Source organism: Nostoc sp. DedQUE08 (genome assembly GCF_034530895.1).
In the GTDB taxonomy this organism is placed as follows: domain Bacteria; phylum Cyanobacteriota; class Cyanobacteriia; order Cyanobacteriales; family Nostocaceae; genus Nostoc.
On record NZ_JAVRCD010000002.1, the window covers coordinates 1 to 19034 of the forward strand.

A 19034-nucleotide genomic window follows, 5' to 3' on the forward strand; every position below is an offset into this window, starting at 1 on the left:
TCGCCTACATTTGTGATGACCCGTAGCCAAAAATGGATAAAGTCGAGTTTAGAGGATGTCTGAAAAGTTTTTTTTGTATACATCTAACCCTTGGAGATCCCCATAAATCCCCCTTAATAAGGGGGACTTTAAGACTCTTATTCCCCCCTTTTTTAAGGGGAGCCAGCGCGGTCTTGGGGGTTTCCCCCATGAGCGACTGGCGTGGGTTAGGGGGGATCAAGAAATATTTGATACTTCTCAGACATCCTCTTACCCCACTTCTGCAATAAGTCTGCTATATTCGAGTCGATAGTTAGTGTGATTTTGACGAACTGCCAACAGTGATTTTTGAGTCTGCTGTTCCCATCTCAGAGTTTTCAGCATTGTCAACCTCAAGACTTCGGAGCAATTCTCGAATTACATCTGTTGCTGGTCTTCCTGTGAGAGTACAGTATTGTTCAAGTTTCTTCATTTCCTCGGTTGTGAGATTTACTGTCAGTCGTTTAACCGCCCATTTTTTCTTCATAATTTTCTTTTATCTTGAATATGTTGCTTTTTCTCGAAATCACCAACTCATTACGATTACTCCCGTAGTGCATAGCCTACACCACGGACTGTATGAATCAAACGTCTTTCATTATTTTCTTCTAACTTGAGTCGCAAATAACGAATATATACTTCAATAATATTAGAATCACCCATGAAATCGTAACCCCAAACTTTCTCTAAAATTTGATCTCTAGTAAATACTTGACGAGGATGTGAAAGGAGATATTCTAATAAGTCAAATTCTTTTGCTGTTAACTGAATGCTTCGTTTTTCCCGAAATACTTCACGAGTGCGCCGATTTAAGCTTAAATCTTCAAATTGCAACAAATCCTCGTCTGTTTCTTGCGTGCGCCGGAGATGAGCGCGAATTCTAGCTAATAGTTCCTCAATGCTGAAGGGCTTAACTACATAATCATCAGCTCCTGCATCTAATCCGGCGACGCGATCGCTAACTTCATCTTTTGCTGTCAACAAAATCACTGGTACTGTACTACCTGTTGTTCGCAAACGCCGACAAATTTCTAAACCCGTCAACCCTGGAAGCATCCAATCCAGAATTGCTAAATCTGGTGAGGAGTCTCGCGCCAGAGTCAAGCCTGCAATGCCATCATGAGCAACACTTACTCGGTATCCTTCGCTATTAAGCTCTAATTCGACAAATCGCGCCAGTTTGACTTCATCTTCCACCAAAAGGATATGTGCTGTCATATATATATAGGTAAACTGATTGTAAACATACTCCCTTCTCTTAACTTTGATTCCACACTGACACTACCCCCCATCCCTTCTACAAGTGTCTTAACAATCGATAAGCCCAAACCACAACCCCCAGTATTATGAGAACGAGATTCATCTACACGATAAAATCTCTCAAATATCCGTGCTTGCTGTTGCAAAGGAATGCCATAACCTTTGTCACAAACTTGAATAATAGCCCGATCTTGAAGCCGAGCTAACTTAAAAATTATGGGTGTGTCAGCATTAGAATACTTAATGGCATTATCAATTAAATTTAATAATACTTGTTTAAAGCGACTATAATCTGCTTTGATCTCAATTGGATAAATTTCTGATTCGATTGTAATTGTGCGATCGCTATATTTTTTTGCCATCATGACAACTTCTTCAACCAAGTCATTCAACACATAAGATTTTATTTGAAAATATAAGTAACCACTATCTGCACGTGCTAGATCGAGTAAATCTTGTAGCAGACGGATAGTGCGTTCAGCTTCCGATGCCGCAGTTTCTAAAGCTTCTTGTTGAGTTTTGGTTAAGTTATTCTGCCTTCGCAAGACGCTTTGCAAATAACCATGTACAATCGTTAAAGGTGTGCGTAATTCATGGGAAACATTACTCACAAATTCTCGCTCTTGCTCCCATGATTGAGAAAGGCGCGATAACAGCATGGTTAAAGTTTGAGCTAATTCTTTAACTTCACTGGGTGCATTATCAAGATATAGCTGTGCTTGTCCTAAATCTTCAGCAGAAATCACAGAAGCCATTTGATTTAGCTGGCGCAAAGGTTGCAGAGAACGCTTAATGTAGAATGCGATCGCAGCAGTTAAAACAATAATTGCCAAAGCACTAGTAATACCTAAACTCTGCACCATTACGATAAACATTTTCTGTTCGCGGGTAATATCCTTGACTACAAATAACTCACCCAATAACTTACCCTGCACTTGCACAGAACTACTACATAAAACAAAATAGCTTTGGTTTACTTTGTAAACTTGTGGTTTAATCGGCATCTTTGTCAGAGTCATTAACTCAGCTATCGTAGCATCAGATAATAAATCCAAAGTGGTAGATTTTGCTACAATTTTATTATCAGGACTTTTTAGCCATAATAATATATTGGTATTTGCTAAATTATTAATAGCCTTTTGCAACCCAGTTTCAGGTTGCATCATTTCACTATAAATTTGCACATCTTGCGGTAAACGCTTGGCAATTTCTTCTATATTATATTTATGACTATCAACTAAAATTTGCTGCATTTTCCAGCTAGTCCATGTAGCAAGGCTACCTAATACCAAAGCTGAAAATGATGCAATACCAACCGTGAGGCGTGACTGCAAGGAAAATGGATCTATATTTATCCTAACTTTTATGATTTGCTTCACTGTTCCGGTTGCATTTTAGGTGTTTAATAAATCTTAAAAAATAAAATCAAACTGCTAAATGTGAGCTTGCTGTTAACTGTTACATCTTTAGTTATAGCTGATTTTAACTTACTTCTGTTGCATATCTACAGGGAAAAGTACAGCTATTACCAAAAGATTGCTAAATATTTTTATCTCATCGCCCTCTCAAATACGCGAATTATTATTTAATAATATAAATGCATTTCCTAGTAATTAAATTAATTTATGCTGAGAATTACCTTAAAATTTGTAATACTATTTTTTATACTTCTAGCTTGACTGAACGCAGATATTAAAAGTAAATTTTGCTATTTAACCAGAAAGAATAAAGGCAAATAACAAGTCTTTTGAATGAGGGTGAGGTAGGAGTTGGTTTAGATGTACTTACCTTATTTTATCCTTCTCTATTTCTGGTTCTTGATGCTGTGCTTCATATTCACCAAATTGCTGGATTAATTTGGCAACTAAACCTGTCCAGCCAGTTTGATGACTAGCACCAATTCCGGCTCCGTTATCACCATGAAAATACTCATAGAATAAAATCAGATTTTGCCAGTGTGGATCGTTTTGAAACTTTTGCATTCCACCATAAACAGGACGTTTACCAAAAGAATTTTGCAAGAAAATTCTGGTTAATCGTTGAGATAATTCTGATGCAATTTCCCAAAGTGTCATCATTTGACCTGAACCTGTCGGACATTCCACTTTGAAATCGTCTCCTAGATAATAATGAAACTTTTGCAGAGATTCAATTAGGATAAAATTTACCGGAAACCAAACGGGGCCGCGCCAGTTAGAGTTACCACCAAATAAACCACTAGTAGATTCAGCCGATTCATAATCGACTCGAAATTGCGAACCATTAACATCAAAAATATAAGGATTTTCAGCATGAAATCTCGAAAGTGCCCGAATGCCATAAGGGCCAAAAAACTCGCTTTCATCCAGCATTTTTTGCAGAATACTTCTGAGCTTATCTCTAGAAACGATCGCCAGTAATCTCCTCGCACCCACTCCTTTTGTTTCCATACAAGCCACATTTTGCCGCAAATCAGGACGGTTTTGGATGAACCATTCCAATCGCTTTTTAAAACCAGGAAGCAATTTTAAAGTTTCTGGTTCAATAGTTTCAATGGCAAATAGAGGAATTAAACCTACCATTGATCTAACTTTTAAGGTAATTTGTCGTTCGGGTAAATGCAGCACATCATAATAAAATCCATCGGAATCATTCCACAAACTAGCTTCTATTTCGCCGATGTTATTCATCGCATCGGCAATGTAAAGAAAATGCTCAAAGAACTTGGTAGCAATGTCTTCGTAAACAGGATTAGTCTTGGCTAATTCTAAAGCGATCGCTAACATATTTAAACAATACATTCCCATCCAACTCGTACCATCAGATTGGTCAATATGTCCGCCAGTAGGTAAAGCTGCGCTGCGGTCAAATACGCCAATATTATCTAAACCGAGAAATCCACCTTGAAAGACGTTATTACCCTGAGTATCTTTGCGATTTACCCACCAGGTAAAATTGAGCATTAGTTTCTGAAATACCCTTTCTAAAAACTGTCTATCTGTTCGTCCGTAAATCTTCTGCTCAATCTTGTAAATTCGCCAAGTTGCCCAAGCGTGAACAGGTGGATTAACATCACCAAAAGCCCATTCATAAGCAGGAATTTGCCCGTTAGGATGCATATACCATTCCCGTGTTAAAACATCCAATTGATACTTAGCAAAATCAGGATCGATCATAGCCAAAGGAATAGTATGAAATGCCAAATCCCAAGCTGCAAACCACGGATATTCCCACTTATCGGGCATAGAAAGAATATCTTTATTGTAGAGATGAAACCATTCCCGATTTCTCCCTTGTTGGCGTTCTGGAGGTGGTGCTGGTGTATTGCGATCGCCTTTCAACCAATCCTCTACAACATAGTGATAATATTGTTTACTCCACAGCATTCCAGCAAATGCTTGTCGTTGCACATTTCGCATATCTTCATTGAGAGAAAATGGTGTAACGCGCTGATAAAATTTATTTGCTTCCTGTTGTCGTTTCCAAAAGATTATATCGAATTCTTTGCCAAATGGCTCAACTACATTATGTACATCACTCAATCGCAATTTCACGATTTTAGTTTCACCTGCACCAACTGCCAACAAATAATCGGCAGATGCTTTAGTGCCAAATTTATTTGGATTTATTACCTCTTTTTTACCCTGAACAATGTAATCATTAATGCCATCTTTGACATAGGCAGACGAATTAGAATAGCCAAACAATCGCTGATAATTTGTTTCGTTTTCTGTAAAAAGAATTTCGTTTGCTTCTTGACAATACAGCCATCTTTTACCTAAAGTTGGATGAAACGCCTCAATTAAATTAAAGCCATTACCAGATTCGCTTTGTTTTAAAGTCGGTTTGTTGATATCTCCATTCCAACACCAAGTGTTACGAAACCAGAGAGTAGGTAATAGGTGTAGGGTTTTTGCTTCCGATCCTCGGTTGATTACTTTTATTTGGATGAGAATATCTTCAGCATCATTTTTGGCATATTCGATAAAGACATCAAAGTAACGATTTTCATCAAATATACCTGTATCTAGTAATTCAAATTCTGGCTCTTGGCGATTTCTGCGTTGATTTTCTGCAACCAATTGGGAGTAAGGAAAGGCTTTATGGGGATATTTATAAAGCGCTTTCATATAAGAATGGGTAGGAGTATTGTCTAGATAAAAATAATATTCTTTAACATCTTCCCCATGATTTCCTTCGCTACCAGTTAGACCAAAAAATCTTTCTTTGAGAATAGAATCTTCGCCATTCCAAAGTGCGATCGCAAAACAAAGTCGTTGATGATTATCAGAAATGCCAGCAATGCCATCTTCACCCCAACGGTAAGCGCGAGAACGAGCCTGATCGTGGGTAAAATAGTCCCAGGCTGTACCGTTGTGACTGTAATCTTCGCGCACCGTTCCCCATTGGCGATCGCTTAAATATGGCCCCCATCTGCGCCAATGAGCTTTGTGAGTTAGGGCTTCTGCTAATCTAATTTCTTCTTGGGTTAAAATTGTCATAATATCACCCTATGCATATCTGTATTTTAGTCCAGTTAATTTGCTATCTGGAGTATACTTTTTCTACCTAAGATAGGGCTGAAGTTATAATTAATAATTGATAGTAAAACTGGTATACTAATAAAATTTGCGATCGGACGATCGCAAGTTGAAAATAAGCAGACGAAATCGGCACTATTAATTAACTGCAAACAGCAAAGGGGGCTAATGGTAACTTCAACCTATTGGTTGATAGTCTCTAGATATGGCCGCGGTTGGTGAAAACCCTGGAGTGAAGCATCGACGATGAGGCAAACTTCGATATGCATACCATCAGGATCGGAAAATGATAAGTTAAGTACTGGGCCAAGGTCGGCGATCGCGCCATCACTCACACCTCGATCTATGAGTTTGCGGCGGATAATCTGAAATGCTGATTCTGTTGGAGCATTCAAAGCTAAGTGGTCGATGTGTCCCCGTGCAAACATATCCGGCAATCCAGAACTATGGACATTATTAGGTATCTCTGCTGCGTGAAGCACACTCTGCGATCCAGCCAGCAGAAGTGCGTGACGAAAGGCTGGGGTCGTCTCTTGAAAGATTACTGGCATCTCGAATACATCAGTATAGAAGTCGATAAAGCGGTCGATATCTGCTGTCACCACTGCAACATGGTGGATACCTGATACAAGGCTCATGGTGTTACTCCAGTTAGATTGTGCAATTTCTTTTCTATGAATAGAGAGCGATAACTTCTTTACGAAACGCCTTAGTGAAGCGATGTCTACAACGGGCTTACGCCTACGCGATCGTGCTGTTGCTCAAAATCAACCATCGGCCCCTTCGGCACAATTCGATTTGGATTAATATCAGTCATGCTCATGTAATAGCCGCGCTTGGTATAGTCTAAATTGCAAGTCGCTTTGAATGGCTGACGCTGATATAGGTCTAGTAGATAATTCCAGAGATTTGGATAGTCGATAATTCGCCGCAAATTACACTTAAAGTGACCGTAATACACTGAATCGAAGCGATACAGAGTAACAAACATACAAATATCGGCTTCAGTAAGTTGATTGCCGCATAAATATCGTTGCTGGCTGAGAATCGCTTCCCATCGATCTAAACTCTCGAAGAGTTCAGTTACCGCATCTTCATAGGCTGCTTGCGAAGTCGCAAAACCAGCGCGATATACACCAACATTGATTGGCAGATAGATTGCATCGATCGTTTGATCAATCTGATGCTGTAAGTCGCGTGGGTATAAGTCTATTTTTTGTGTTGCCAATTCCCCAAACTCTACATCAAACATCCGCATGATTTCGCGAGATTCGTTATTGACGATTGTTTGAGTTTGCTTATCCCACAATACCGGAACAGTAACTCGTCCTGTGTATTTGGGATCGGCTTTCAGATAAATCTCTTGCAAATATTGAGTGTGATTCACCCAGTCAGGAATAGCTCCCGGTGCTTCAGAAAACATCCATCCCTTGTCGCTCATAATCGGATCGACGATAGAGACTGAGATTGCATCATTCAAACCTTTGATTTCTCGCATAATTAAAGTGCGATGCGCCCACGGACAGGCTAAGGAAATGTAGAGGTGATAGCGTCCTGCTTCTGCCTGAAACCCACTAGAACCATCGGCGGTGACGCGATCGCGAAACGTTGTCGCCGTTTCCTTGAACTTACCGCTAGGATCTGATTTATTCCCATTGGTTGTCCATTTGCCTTCGATCATCATTCCTGACGGCATAATTTCCTCCTAACACTAAGGCGTGTCTATAAACTTTTGAGGATTACTTCAGCATTACGCCTTTGCTTTTCTGAAGGATGTGAATTTCTTAAAAATTCTTGACAAAATCGACTTTGCCGATATACCACGGTTCGGCCTATCAACTCGTTGTCGCCAACCAAGCACGCAAAACCTCTGCCACTGTCCACGCTTGGGCAATACATCCCCGTGGAGTCATCGGGGCATCACCATCAAAAATTTCGCTGAGACTGCCAACACCGCGTGCAGTGAGATGATTCGCCATTGGTTCCAAAAATTGACGAGCTTGTTCGGGATTTTTGTAGACGCGCAGGTGTGCTAAGACGAACGGCCCCAACAACCAACCCCAGACGGTTCCCTGATGGTAAGCTCCATCACGTTGATACTGATTGCCACCGTATTCTCCCTGATATTGAGGACGATCGGGGGAAAGCGATCGCAATCCATAAGAAGTCAGCAGCGATCGCCCGCAAGCTTCCACCACACCCTTCTGCTGGACAGGTGTGAGCGGACTTTCTGGTAATGACACAGCAAATATTTGGTTAGGACGTAGCAACCCATCATCACCATCAGGACTGTCTAAAACGTCATAGCAATAACCTGTCTCTTCATTCCAGAAGCGAGAAAATCTATACTTTGCCCGCTCTGCCATTGCTTCATACTCTTGGTGTGGTTTACCAAGCTGACGGGCAAACTTTGCCATTGTCCGTAAAGCATTATACCAGAGGGCATTAACTTCAATCGGTTTGCCAATTCGGGGCGTAACTACCCAATCATCAACTTTGGCATCCATCCAGGTCAGTTGTACGCCTGCAACGCCTGCATAAAGTAAGCCATCGGCGGCATCGAGATGAATATTGTAGCGTGTACCGCGACAGTGCCAATCAATGATGTCTGCAAGTATGGGAAAAAGTTCACTTAGCAAAGTATCATCCTCTGTAGCGCTGTAGTAAGCGCGGACTGCTTCAAAGTACCAAAGTGTGGCATCGACTGTATTATATTCTGGTTGCTCGCCCGCATCGGGAAAGCGATTAGGTAACATTCCCTGGTCTACGTATCTGGCAAAGGTGCGAAGAATTGAGCGTGCTACCTCTGGACGACCAGTGGAAATTGTCAAACCAGGTAAACTAATCATGGTGTCGCGTCCCCAGTCGCTAAACCAGTGATAACCAGCGATGATGGTTTTGCCGTAGGGGTCTTCTGGCAATGAGCGATCGACAATAAACTGGTCAGCAGCTAGTACTAGATGGTCGATCCAGCTAGGTGATTCTTTAATTTTCAGGGGTCGATTAGTTTTCCAAAATCCTGTTAACTTCTGCTCTTGAGCGCGACGTAACTTGAGTGCAGCTTCACCGTTGAGATTTGGTTGTTTTTCTGTGCTGGCTACAAATGCGATCGCTTCCCCAGGATTCAGTGTAACTTCAAAAGTGGCGGCGTGGAGGTGGTCTTCTCGATCTCTCAATCCCCGATAGCGTTCAACTGCCAAGTCAAAGCCATGATACCAATTATGAACAACAGATGTACTAACACGTGAAATGCTGCGTAGCTTGCCGCCGTAGGCATCGCCTTTAGGTGAATCACTCAGTAGATATAGTGGTACAGCACCCGGATAAGCAGTTACACAAATCCCCTGTTCCACCTCGTCAACAGACATCTGCCAACCATTGCTTTGAGTATCGCTGTGATAATCGCGGTAGTTGACTATTGCTTTGAGCCTCAACTTTAGCGGTTGGGTGGCACGACGCAAAGTATACTGAACATAAGTTGTATTAGCGCCTTGTTGCATCCACACCCGTTTTTCTAATAAGGCATCGGCAATAGCAAAACGCCATACAGGAATTGTACCTTCTAGAGAAAAACGTTCAATATGCTGATAACCGTGCGGACTGACAATACCATCTGCCCAACGATTAGTGTCTAGAGAATAAGAGCGAGCCTCCTGCAAAGGAGCTGCGCTAACGCCATACAATACAGTTTCATCTAGTTTTGTCAGCATTAAAGTGCGACCCAAAGGTGGTTTCAATGCTGCTACCAATAGTCCGTGATAGCGGCGAGTCAATAAACCAGCCACAGTCCCAGAGGCGTAACCACCAATACCGTTAGTAACTAACCACTCCCGCGATTCTGCAATGTCAAGATTGCCGCAGATTTCTCGCCCAAATTCTATACACATAAGTCACACCACTTTGCTCTAAATTCAAAATTGAAAATTAACAATTCCCATAAATTTAGTTGTTCTGTATCATGAGTCTGTTTCGGTTAACACTCTTTCTGGCAATCAATATCTGGATTATCAATTATGAATTCTCTCCTATACTGAGAGTGGTATTAAAAGTTGATAAGAGAGCCGCCAAACTCCTAACTCCTAACTTTTGTTAGATTGGGGATTGATCCTCAGTTATTTGAGATTCACTCACTAGAGGATTGAGGACGACTTCATTTGCTACACTATCAGCTTTACGGGCACGAATTGCTGGACGCGATCGCCTATAACCTGCTCTTTCAGCTTTTTGGTGTTCGTAATCAATCAATCTGCCATAATATTCATGCTTGCTTAAATTCATCGACAAAAAAATATGCTGGCGGATATTACCAAAACCTTTGCGGTTAAAAAACTTTAATGCTGAAGTATTGGTGGGGTCAGTATCTACCAGCATAAACCGCGCCCCATCTTCAATCATCCGAGCGACGACTTTATCAACCAACTTGTCTGCAACTCCCCGACGCTGATACTTCGGACTAACTCCCAGCCATAAAATATATCCATAAGTCCAGGATGCTTTGGTGATGATAGTTCCCAAAACGAATCCTGCTAGTTCCCCGTCTGTTTCAGCCACAAGACAGTATTCTGGATCGGTGTTATAAAGTCCAATCACTTCCCATTCATCCCAGGTCCGGTATAAATAAGGGTATAAATCGCTGGTAAATAACCCTTCTCCCAAGTGGTAAACGGGAGCAATGTCATCAATTCCTAATTCGCGTACATAAATTGCTTCAGTTTCATCAAAAGTTGACATAAATTTAGAAATTGTGATTTATTTACTATAGATATGTTGTTGAATGAAAAAAAAGAGCATTTACCGAATCTAGCTTTTTAAATCAAAATGCTTTCAAATGTTTTAGAGTTAGAAAAAGGACTTTACATTACTTTTTAATTTTCCACAATACTCTACAGATATAAGGAATCTGTTTTAGCAACCAAATCCTGCGGATAAAATCAAAGTGAGACTTCTTGAATACTGTCAAAATTTGGCAATGAGTCTTTCACAGCTTCTTCAGTTGCTTGTGTGCGTAGTTTACCGTCGTAGGCATCGCACCGTTTGGCAAACTGACAATAATCACAGTTTTTGCTACCCTCCACCACTTGGGGAAACTGCTGGTTATTTTGATAATTTTCCAACCAATGAGTTAACTGACTTAATAGTTGATTAAGTTTCTTTCCTGTTTGTGCGTGTTGAGCAGTACTGTAATTAAATTTAATATTTTGCGGTTTGCCCTCAGATTGGACAAACCAATAAGTCATAGAAATCTTTTCTGGCAAATAATCGCTAGTTTCTGCCAAGACATACATATAAAGCCGTGTTTGCCAGTTTGATTCTAACTTGCGTTTGTTGGGTGGTTTAGGATAAGTTTTCCAGTCGAGAATTTGCGCTTGTTGGTTATCTGCAATCAATAAATCATAGATAACTGTGAGCAAATAATCCTGAACTTGCAGAGTCCGATAGTGTTCGCTTTCACGGAAAGTTTGATTATCAGATGCAGCCGTTAAAATTTCTGGCGCTGCATCGGCAAAACCTAGCATCCAGCTTTGCAGTTGAGCATCTGCTTCCAGGAAACTATCAATTGGCAAACCCATTTCTCGCTGTTGCATTAGCAAGTGAAAACGACTACCCAAAGTTAGCCGTTCTTCTTGTTCTGGATTTGAGGGAGAATTAAGTTTTTCGAGATAGGTATGTTGAAATTTACGCGGACAAGCTTCTAGTAAGTTAAGTTGTCCTTGAGACAGTCGCAATAGTTGAGTGGGAGTTGACAGCATTCTTCTATTTTAGAAGTAAATTATAATCTGCAACTCACCTTTGGCAGACTATCTGTAAAAAACAGGTATTTTTTACTGCTTTTACATCTGCTATTTCAACTCGTCTCGATCTACCTCATCCTGGCGATCGTCGGAATGCTTACTTTTTTCTTGAGACTTGATTGAGCCAAAGCTGTAGGCTATAGCTATTTTAACGATGTCAAAATATGCTGGGTGATTAGCTTTGTTAACGATCGCCAAAGAAATTGACCCTGCCACTAAGATTACTAAAAGTGGCGAAAATGTTTCTACTCCAGAGCCGTTGTTGTTGTTAGACATGATACGATCTCCAAGTGAAAAGTTACGAAGCCTTTGGCTGACTTCACTCAGCGAAAGGCTATTTATGGTCAGTATGAGCCTTAACCCCAAGACTCGAAGATCATAGCGATCGCAAATAGACAGACTAGGAAAATCGCTATCTTCGTAACCCACGATCGTAGACTTGCGGATAAAAGCATCCCAACTATTGCATTTGCCCCCAAAGTGTGAGACACAACAAAGGCTATTCCCAGCCCCAGCAGCCCCAGCAGAAAATATTTGAGTCCTATACAAAACCACCTGAACAACAGATTATCGTTATCTTTGAGACTGGGTTTCATAGTTTTTTTCCTGTTTTGAAAGTTGAATCTAGGTAGCAGTTTGCCCTCCCCCGACCACACTAAAGAAACAGCGAATTCTCCACAGCTTTGCTCCCACTAAATCAAGGTAGACAAAAGTCCTACTCCTGAGTGGAGTGGGAATACCAATCAAAGGTGGTCTTGATATTTGCAGATGATGAAAAATTAAGCTCTTTGATGAATTTCCAGGACAATCTGGATATCAAAAATTAGGCGCTCAATGCGCGTAATTGCATAGAAGGCGTACTACGCACATTGAACCCTCGAAATTCCTACAGGTAACTTGTATACAAATTGCCTGTTTCAGAATTTACAGCTCCAGTCTTTGCCTTTATGTCTTACTCACTAAGTTCCTTTTAATTCACCCTTAACCTACTAGGTTACCGCGGTTTCTACTACTAACTATAAAGTCACTTAGTTTCTAAGTCAAGTAACTATCAGTAACTAAGTTACTTACTCAAACTGTAGAGAAAATTATTTAAACAGCTGGGTATTGGGGACTGGGGACTGGGAAAAAGTTTTTTAAAATTTGGTGGTGAGAAAAAGCCCCCACCATAATTTTTCGATTTGACACCCAATCCCTAATCCCTAATCCCCAGTCCCCAGTCCCTTTTACCTACCTATTGTGAGGTGTGCATCTCACTCGCTCGTAACTAGCCCACAGGTAACTTATGCGGCTTGGCCTTTACGGTATGACAGAGAATGCTGACAATTGAACCTTGGGTACTTGGCTAAAAAAGCTCAATTTGATATTGTTGATCGACATATCAGATTGATATATCAAAATGCTGAAGTTGGCAGTATTAGGTCTATTACAGCGAGAACCATTAAACGGTTATCGGCTCAAACAGCAACTAGAGATGTTTATGAGTTGCAGTATTTGTGTCAACTATGGCGCGATTTATCCTCTGCTGAAGCGCATGGAAGAACAAGGTGAAGTGATTTTATGTGCAGAACAAGGAGAAGAAGGTGGACATTGTGGAAAGGTATATGAGATTACACCCCTCGGCAAAAACACTTGGTATCAAGAGATGTTGGCATATCCTCATGAAAGCTGGGTAAATGCGCGATCGCGATTCTTTATCAAATTTTTTTTCTTTAGCCATTTATTACCCGAAGAACGAGTCCAGTTAATCGAACATCGATTGATGTTATGTCAGTTACGCCTTGCAGAGAAAAAAGCACTGGAAGTTACTGATGATTTATATCAAGCGAAAGTGCAAAAACGGGCAGTTCAAGTCATCAAATCGGAGATTGAGTGGCTAGTTGAGCAACTCCAAACAGAACAACTTCAATTAGCTCAAACGCCAACCTCAATCAAGAGTGCTGAGTACTGAGTGCTGTTAGCGATAGCGGGGCGTTTAGCCCGTGCTGAGTGCTGTACATGGATAGCGAGGCGTTGAGCCAGTGCTAAGTAAAACAGCTTTAACCCAAAAAACTTTTGAAGTATCCTAACTAACTATGTGGATCGTCAAAATTGCTTTACGTCTTCCGTATACATTCGCGATCGCCGCTTTGATGATTGTGATCCTGGGTGTAGTGACGATATTTAGTACACCAGTTGACATTTTTCCCGCAATTAACATTCCGGTTGTCAGCGTAGTTTGGACTTACACTGGTACGACATCTGAGGAAATGGCACAGCGGATCGTCACCATTAGCGAACGCGCCATGACAACAACTGTTGGTGACATCGAACACATTGAGTCTCAATCTTTGAGTGGTGTTAGTGTCGTCAAGGTTTTTTTCCAACCCAACGCTAATATCGCCTCAGCAGTTGCTCAAATTACATCTGTCAGCCAAACAATTCTCCGCCCTTTGCCACCTGGGATTACACCGCCATTCATCATTCAATACAACGCTTCTTCGGTGCCGATTATCCAGATGAGTGTCAGTAGCAAAACCTTGCCGGAAGAAGCACTCTTCGACTATGCTACCAACTTCGTCCGCACCCAATTAGCCACAGTGCAAGGCGCGAGTGTACCTCTGCCTTATGGTGGTAAACCTCGGCAAATTATGGTTGATATCGATCCCCAAGCGATGTTGGCTAATGGCATTTCTGCCCAAGATGTGACTAATGCTGTCAGTGCCCAAAATCTGGTTTTGCCGGCAGGTGATATGAAAATAGGCGATCGCGACTTCGCCGTACAAATCAACAATAGTCCAAATGTGGTGGCAGCCCTCAATGACTTGCCAATTAAGCAAGTTAATGGTACTGTCATTTCCATTCGTGATGTCGCGCAGGTAAGAGATGGCTTTGGTGTGCAATCGAACATTGTACGTCAGAATGGGAGGCGATCGAGCTTACTTAGTATCCTGAAGAGTGGTAATGCCTCAACCATTGATGTGATCGAGCGAGTCAAAAAAACTTTGCCTCGCATCCAATCCACCTTGCCCCCAGAACTGAATTTATCATTTTTGTTCGATCAATCTATATTTGTGAAAGCTTCTATCGAAGGCGTTCTTAAAGAAGGATTGATTGCCGGGTGTCTCACTGCGTTGATGATTTTAATTTTCCTGGGAAGTTGGCGCAGCACTTTAATTGTAGCCGTATCGATTCCTCTCTCGATGCTAGTTTCAATTATCGTGATGAGTCGTTTGGGACAAACTTTCAACATCATGACTTTAGGTGGTTTGTCCTTAGCTGTTGGGATTCTGGTAGATGATGCCACAGTCGAAATTGAAAATATCCACCGAAATCTCGGACAAGGTAAACCCATCAAGCGAGCAATCTTAGATGGGGCGCAGCAAATCGCTACTCCAGCACTTGTAGCAACATTATGTATTTGTATTGTCTTTGTGCCGGTTGTGTTTCTCAGTGGAGTAGCAAAGTACCTATTTGTCCCCCTAGCGATGGCGGTAGTATTTGGGATGCTTGCTTCTTATGTGCTATCTCGGACTGTAGTCCCGACAATGGCAAGCTATCTTTTACCATCCGAAGCAGACTGGCATAGAGAAAACGAGGAGCATAATGGTAATAACAACCATCATCTAGATTCGCCAGTTCAAAATAACAATGGTCGCGATAACCACCACAGCCATTCGCTAGTCGAAATCCATGATAATCGCGACCATCATTTAGATTCGCCAGTTCACCATAATGGTAACAACAACCACCACCAGGCAGAAGAAGCAGCAACGACAACTGCCAAATCTGTGAAGAAAGATTGGATATGGCGGCTACACGAAAAGTTTAACCGACAATTTGAGAAATTTCGCAGTTGGTACTACAACGTCCTAGCCTCAGCATTAAATCACCGTCGCATAGTCTTTGTGCTATTTGGTGCATTTATCGTCAGTGCCGGAGTTTTGTTGCCGTTCGTCGGTCAAGATTTTTTCCCGGAAGTCGATGGTGGTCAGTTTAGCCTCCATGTTCGAGCCTTACCTGGTACTCGTTTGGAAGAGACAGAAAAAATTGTCAGCCAAGTTGAAGGCGTTATCCGCCAAACTGTACCGAAGGATAATCTCGCTCTAATTCTGGATAACATCGGCTTACCCACCAGTGGCATTAACCTTACTTATGGCTACAACGGCGCGACAATTGGACAGGCTGATGCTGATATTCTTGTCTCCCTAAAAGAATCTGGTGAAACTTTTTCTTACGTCAAGGAACTCCGCCAGAAATTGAAAGCGACATTTCCCAGCTACACCTTCTTTTTTGAGCCGGCTGATATTGTGACTCAAATTCTCAATTTCGGTTTGCCTGCTGCTGTTGACGTGCAAATATCTGGCCCTCTGAAAAACTCAAAAGCTAACTTTGAAATTGCCCAACAAATCGCGGCGCGGATGACGCGTATTCCTGGGGCTGTAGATGTACATCTCCAACAAGTTGTTGATGCTCCCAAATTACGTCTTGATGTCGATCGCACCGAGGCTCAACAATTGGGTATGACCCAGCGTGATGTTGCCAATAGCGTCCTCACTTCCTTAAGTTCAAGCGGTCAAGCTGCAATCAACCAATGGCTCGATCCCAAAAAAGGCGTGAGTTACACCCTGGCTGTACAAGTTCCCCAATATAAACTTGACTCTATTGATAGTCTAAAAAATACACCAGTTGGCAATGGTCAAACTACACCTCAGCTTTTAGGTAACTTAGCTAGTGTCAAACGCGACACAGTGATGCAAGTTGTGAATCACTACAACATTCAGCCAGTTTTCGATATCTACGCTAACGCCTCTGGTCGCGATCTGGGGGGAGTTGCCGGCGATGTCAATCGAATTATCGCTGATTATCAGAAAAAATTGCCTAAGGGAAGTCAGATTAATGTCCGAGGGCAAGTGCAAACGATGAACTCTTCCTTTCTGGGGCTTGGTTTAGGACTTGTGTTTGCAATTGTGTTGGTTTACTGCTTAATGGTAGTGAACTTCCAATCTTGGCTCGATCCCCTGATTATTATGATGGCGCTACCAAGTGCCTTAGCAGGGATCATTTGGATGCTGTTTGTCACCCGCACCACTCTAAGCGTCCCTTCGTTAATGGGTGCAATTATGAGTATAGGTGTAGCGACATCGAACAGTATTTTAATGATTACTTTTGCGAATGAGCAACGTGTAGAAGGGGAAAATGCCTATAAAGCAGCCCTAGCGGCAGGTTATACAAGGTTGCGTCCGGTGTTGATGACTGCCTTAGCCATGCTGATCGGGATGGTGCCAATGTCTCTAGGTCTTGGTGAAGGTGGCGAACAGAATGCACCCTTGGGTCGCGCCGTAATTGGCGGCTTGTCAGCTGCAACAGTCGCTACTCTCATCTTTGTACCTGTTGTATACAGCATTATGCGGCGTCAACCACCTCGTCTTATTGATGAGGATGATGACGATTTAAATTTCTCCGATTCACGGACAGCATATTCGTTGTCATCATCTCAAGGCAAGTCATAGACATATTTTAGGAGCTACGGTGTACACATAAATCTTTTAAAGTTAACGTGAGTTCGACGAGTGCTATTTTGACCTCTCCCCCAGCCCCTCTCCTCGTAGGAGAGGGGAGCAAAAACCCTCTAATCTCATTACTCCTCCCTCGCCTTTTAGGAGAGGGAGGCTGGGAGGGAGAGGTCTGTCGAACTCACGTTAAAGTTACTACGTAACGTAGGGAAGATTAATTTTTGCAGGTCAATGCAACAAAGGTGCAGGTCAATGCAATAAAGGTGCAGGTCAATGCAACAAAGGTGCAAGTCGATGCAATAAAGGTGCAAGTCGATGCAATAAAGGTGCAAGTCGATGCAATAAAGGTGCAAGCCAATGCAATTAAGGTGCAGGTCAAAAACTTGTGTATACACCGTAGGGGAAAGGGAAAAGGTTAAAGGAAAAAGGTTTTTTCTAAGCTGCTTTCCCCTTTACCCCTTACCTGAATGGTACTTCTGCAAGAAGTCTAATAATGGTAATGACTCTAGCTGCTAAATTTCTGCAAATTAGATAATACAGGACAGTTTACCTATGGATTCTCAGCATCGTCCATCTCCTGATTCTGAACAACAAACGACTTCTAGAAAACACAGGCGCGGCATCGGTGGTATTGGTTGGGGTATAATTGGTGCTGTTTTTTTTGGTAGCCTACTGGCGATAGGTATTCTACCCCGATTAAGCCAAAAGTCAGAATTACAAGCAGCAGTCAAGGAAGCAAGCACAGTACCCTCTGTTAACGTAATCGCTCCCCGTCGCGCTACTGGTGCTACGAAACTGGAACTACCTGGCAGTGTTGTAGCCCAGAATCAAACGACCATCTACGCTCGCAGTACTGGGTATTTACGGCGGTGGTATGCAGATATTGGCGATCGCGTCCGAGCCGGTCAGTTGTTGGCAGAAATTGATTCACCAGACACCGATCAGCAAGTTCTGCAAGCGAAGGCAGAGGTAGTGCAAGCACAAGCCAATGTATCTCAAACTCGTGCTAATTTAGCTAAAAGTGTTTCTGATTTGAAGCAAGCCCGCGCTAATTTATTGATCGCCCGTCAGAGCTGGCAGCGCTGGCAAGTTCTTGTCAAAGAAGGTGCAGTACCTCAACAAGATGCAGATACAAAATATGCTACATATCAAGCTAATCTCGCCAGCGTTGAGGCAGCACAAAACACTATTAATTCCGATTCTGCCAACATCAAAGCAGCACAAGCTAACGCCTACGCAAGTCAAGCAAACTTCCAGCGTAATACTGTTTTGCAGTCTTATAAGAAAGTCACTGCTCCTTTTGCCGGAGTGATTACTGCACGTAATGTCAATACAGGTGTTTTAATTTCAGCAGGTAATGGCAACACCAGTAGCAGTACCAGCAACACTAACACTAGCAATAGCAGCCTTTATACGATTGCTGCTTATGACAATCTAAAGGTAAATGTGAGTGTTCCCCAAAGTTTATCACAGTCACTTCAAACTGGACAAACAGCACAAATTACAGTCAAAGAGTTACCCCAACGAGTGTTTACGGGTAAAGTAGTGCGTACTAGCAACGCTATAGACCCAACTACTCGTACTTTGCTGACACAATTAGAAGTACACAATTCAGACGCGACGCTGCGACCTGGGATGTATGCCAATGTCAGATTTGCCATTAACCGCACTAATCCTCCTTTTGTTGTGCCGGATAGTGCCTTAGTTGTTAATGCCGGAGGTACGCAGGTAGCAACTGTAACCAAAGACCATACAGTGCATTATCAAAAAGTGGCCGTTGGGCGAGATTATGGTACTGAAGTAGAAATTACATCAGGTCTGACAGGAAATGAATCGCTCATTGCCACTCCTACGGTTGATGAGACAGAGGGTTTGCGTGTGCAGCCAGTTGCAGAAAAAAAGTAGACTCAATAGACCTCTTGCAAAAGTCCCCTAACACCCCACCCCCA

Annotated in this window: 14 protein-coding genes; 4 read left to right on the forward strand and 10 right to left on the reverse strand. The window is 42.2% G+C overall.

Annotated elements, in window-relative coordinates:
- Window positions 1–292: 292 nt before the first annotated feature.
- From RMY64_RS01325 to RMY64_RS01370, 10 genes are all read right to left on the reverse strand, one after another.
- Complete coding sequence (locus RMY64_RS01325; RefSeq protein ID WP_094351406.1) at window positions 293–505, reverse strand: CopG family transcriptional regulator; 213 nt, start codon at window positions 503–505, stop codon at window positions 293–295.
- 56 nt (window positions 506–561) lie between these two features.
- A complete protein-coding gene (locus RMY64_RS01330) occupies window positions 562–1236 on the reverse strand; it encodes a response regulator transcription factor (RefSeq protein ID WP_322686757.1) in 675 nt (224 codons plus the stop codon).
- Window positions 1233–2657, reverse strand: a complete 1425-nt coding sequence (locus RMY64_RS01335; protein WP_322699091.1) for a HAMP domain-containing sensor histidine kinase — start codon at window positions 2655–2657, stop codon at window positions 1233–1235. The genes RMY64_RS01330 and RMY64_RS01335 overlap by 4 nt, the downstream gene beginning before the upstream one ends.
- Window positions 2658–3062: 405 nt before the next feature.
- Window positions 3063–5759 carry an MGH1-like glycoside hydrolase domain-containing protein gene (locus tag RMY64_RS01340; protein WP_322699092.1) on the reverse strand — a complete coding sequence of 899 codons (2697 nt, stop codon included), beginning with the start codon at window positions 5757–5759 and terminating at the stop codon, window positions 3063–3065.
- 221 nt (window positions 5760–5980) lie between these two features.
- Window positions 5981–6436, reverse strand: coding sequence for a VOC family protein (locus RMY64_RS01345; protein WP_322672435.1), 456 nt, complete (start codon window positions 6434–6436; stop codon window positions 5981–5983).
- An 86-nt stretch (window positions 6437–6522) separates the two neighbouring features.
- On the reverse strand, window positions 6523–7494 hold the full coding sequence (locus RMY64_RS01350) for a glutathione S-transferase family protein (protein ID WP_322699093.1): 972 nt from the start codon (window positions 7492–7494) through the stop codon (window positions 6523–6525).
- 139 nt (window positions 7495–7633) lie between these two features.
- Window positions 7634–9685, reverse strand: a complete 2052-nt coding sequence (locus RMY64_RS01355) for an amylo-alpha-1,6-glucosidase (RefSeq protein ID WP_322699094.1) — start codon at window positions 9683–9685, stop codon at window positions 7634–7636.
- A gap of 202 nt (window positions 9686–9887) precedes the next feature.
- The gene (locus RMY64_RS01360; RefSeq protein ID WP_322672438.1) at window positions 9888–10529 is read right to left on the reverse strand and encodes a GNAT family N-acetyltransferase; all 642 of its coding nucleotides are present in this window, start codon (window positions 10527–10529) and stop codon (window positions 9888–9890) included.
- Window positions 10530–10729: 200 nt separating this feature from the next.
- Entirely contained in the window at window positions 10730–11548 is an 819-nt protein-coding gene (locus RMY64_RS01365) for a PD-(D/E)XK nuclease family protein (protein ID WP_322699095.1), read from the reverse strand.
- Between the two features lie 90 nt (window positions 11549–11638).
- On the reverse strand, window positions 11639–12139 hold the full coding sequence (locus RMY64_RS01370) for a hypothetical protein (protein ID WP_322699096.1): 501 nt from the start codon (window positions 12137–12139) through the stop codon (window positions 11639–11641).
- Between the two features lie 850 nt (window positions 12140–12989).
- Here RMY64_RS01370 and RMY64_RS01375 point away from each other — a divergent pair.
- The 4 genes from RMY64_RS01375 to RMY64_RS01390 all read left to right on the forward strand — a co-directional run bounded on the left by RMY64_RS01375 (window position 12990) and on the right by RMY64_RS01390 (window position 18990).
- Window positions 12990–13541 (forward strand): PadR family transcriptional regulator, encoded by a 552-nt coding sequence (locus RMY64_RS01375; RefSeq protein WP_322699097.1) that lies wholly within the window; start codon window positions 12990–12992, stop codon window positions 13539–13541.
- Between the two features lie 124 nt (window positions 13542–13665).
- Window positions 13666–17082, forward strand: coding sequence for an efflux RND transporter permease subunit (locus tag RMY64_RS01380; protein ID WP_322699098.1), 3417 nt, complete (start codon window positions 13666–13668; stop codon window positions 17080–17082).
- A 224-nt stretch (window positions 17083–17306) separates the two neighbouring features.
- Window positions 17307–17504 (forward strand): hypothetical protein, encoded by a 198-nt coding sequence (locus RMY64_RS01385; RefSeq protein ID WP_322699099.1) that lies wholly within the window; start codon window positions 17307–17309, stop codon window positions 17502–17504.
- 133 nt (window positions 17505–17637) lie between these two features.
- Window positions 17638–18990, forward strand: a complete 1353-nt coding sequence (locus tag RMY64_RS01390; RefSeq protein WP_322699100.1) for an efflux RND transporter periplasmic adaptor subunit — start codon at window positions 17638–17640, stop codon at window positions 18988–18990.
- Window positions 18991–19034 lie beyond the last annotated feature (44 nt).

Excerpts from the sequence above, each read along its gene's own strand:
- RMY64_RS01365 (WP_322699095.1), bottom strand. The coding sequence starts at position 11,548 with ATGCTGTCAACTCCCACTCAACTATTGCGACTGTCTCAAGGACAACTT.
- RMY64_RS01340 (WP_322699092.1), bottom strand. The coding sequence starts at position 5,759 with ATGACAATTTTAACCCAAGAAGAAATTAGATTAGCAGAAGCCCTAACT.
- RMY64_RS01375 (WP_322699097.1), top strand. The coding sequence starts at position 12,990 with ATGCTGAAGTTGGCAGTATTAGGTCTATTACAGCGAGAACCATTAAAC.
- RMY64_RS01345 (WP_322672435.1), bottom strand. The coding sequence starts at position 6,436 with ATGAGCCTTGTATCAGGTATCCACCATGTTGCAGTGGTGACAGCAGAT.
- RMY64_RS01325 (WP_094351406.1), bottom strand. The coding sequence starts at position 505 with ATGAAGAAAAAATGGGCGGTTAAACGACTGACAGTAAATCTCACAACC.
- RMY64_RS01350 (WP_322699093.1), bottom strand. The coding sequence starts at position 7,494 with ATGCCGTCAGGAATGATGATCGAAGGCAAATGGACAACCAATGGGAAT.
- RMY64_RS01390 (WP_322699100.1), top strand. The coding sequence starts at position 17,638 with ATGGATTCTCAGCATCGTCCATCTCCTGATTCTGAACAACAAACGACT.
- RMY64_RS01380 (WP_322699098.1), top strand. The coding sequence starts at position 13,666 with ATGTGGATCGTCAAAATTGCTTTACGTCTTCCGTATACATTCGCGATC.
- RMY64_RS01360 (WP_322672438.1), bottom strand. The coding sequence starts at position 10,529 with ATGTCAACTTTTGATGAAACTGAAGCAATTTATGTACGCGAATTAGGA.
- RMY64_RS01355 (WP_322699094.1), bottom strand. The coding sequence starts at position 9,685 with ATGTGTATAGAATTTGGGCGAGAAATCTGCGGCAATCTTGACATTGCA.
- RMY64_RS01330 (WP_322686757.1), bottom strand. The coding sequence starts at position 1,236 with ATGACAGCACATATCCTTTTGGTGGAAGATGAAGTCAAACTGGCGCGA.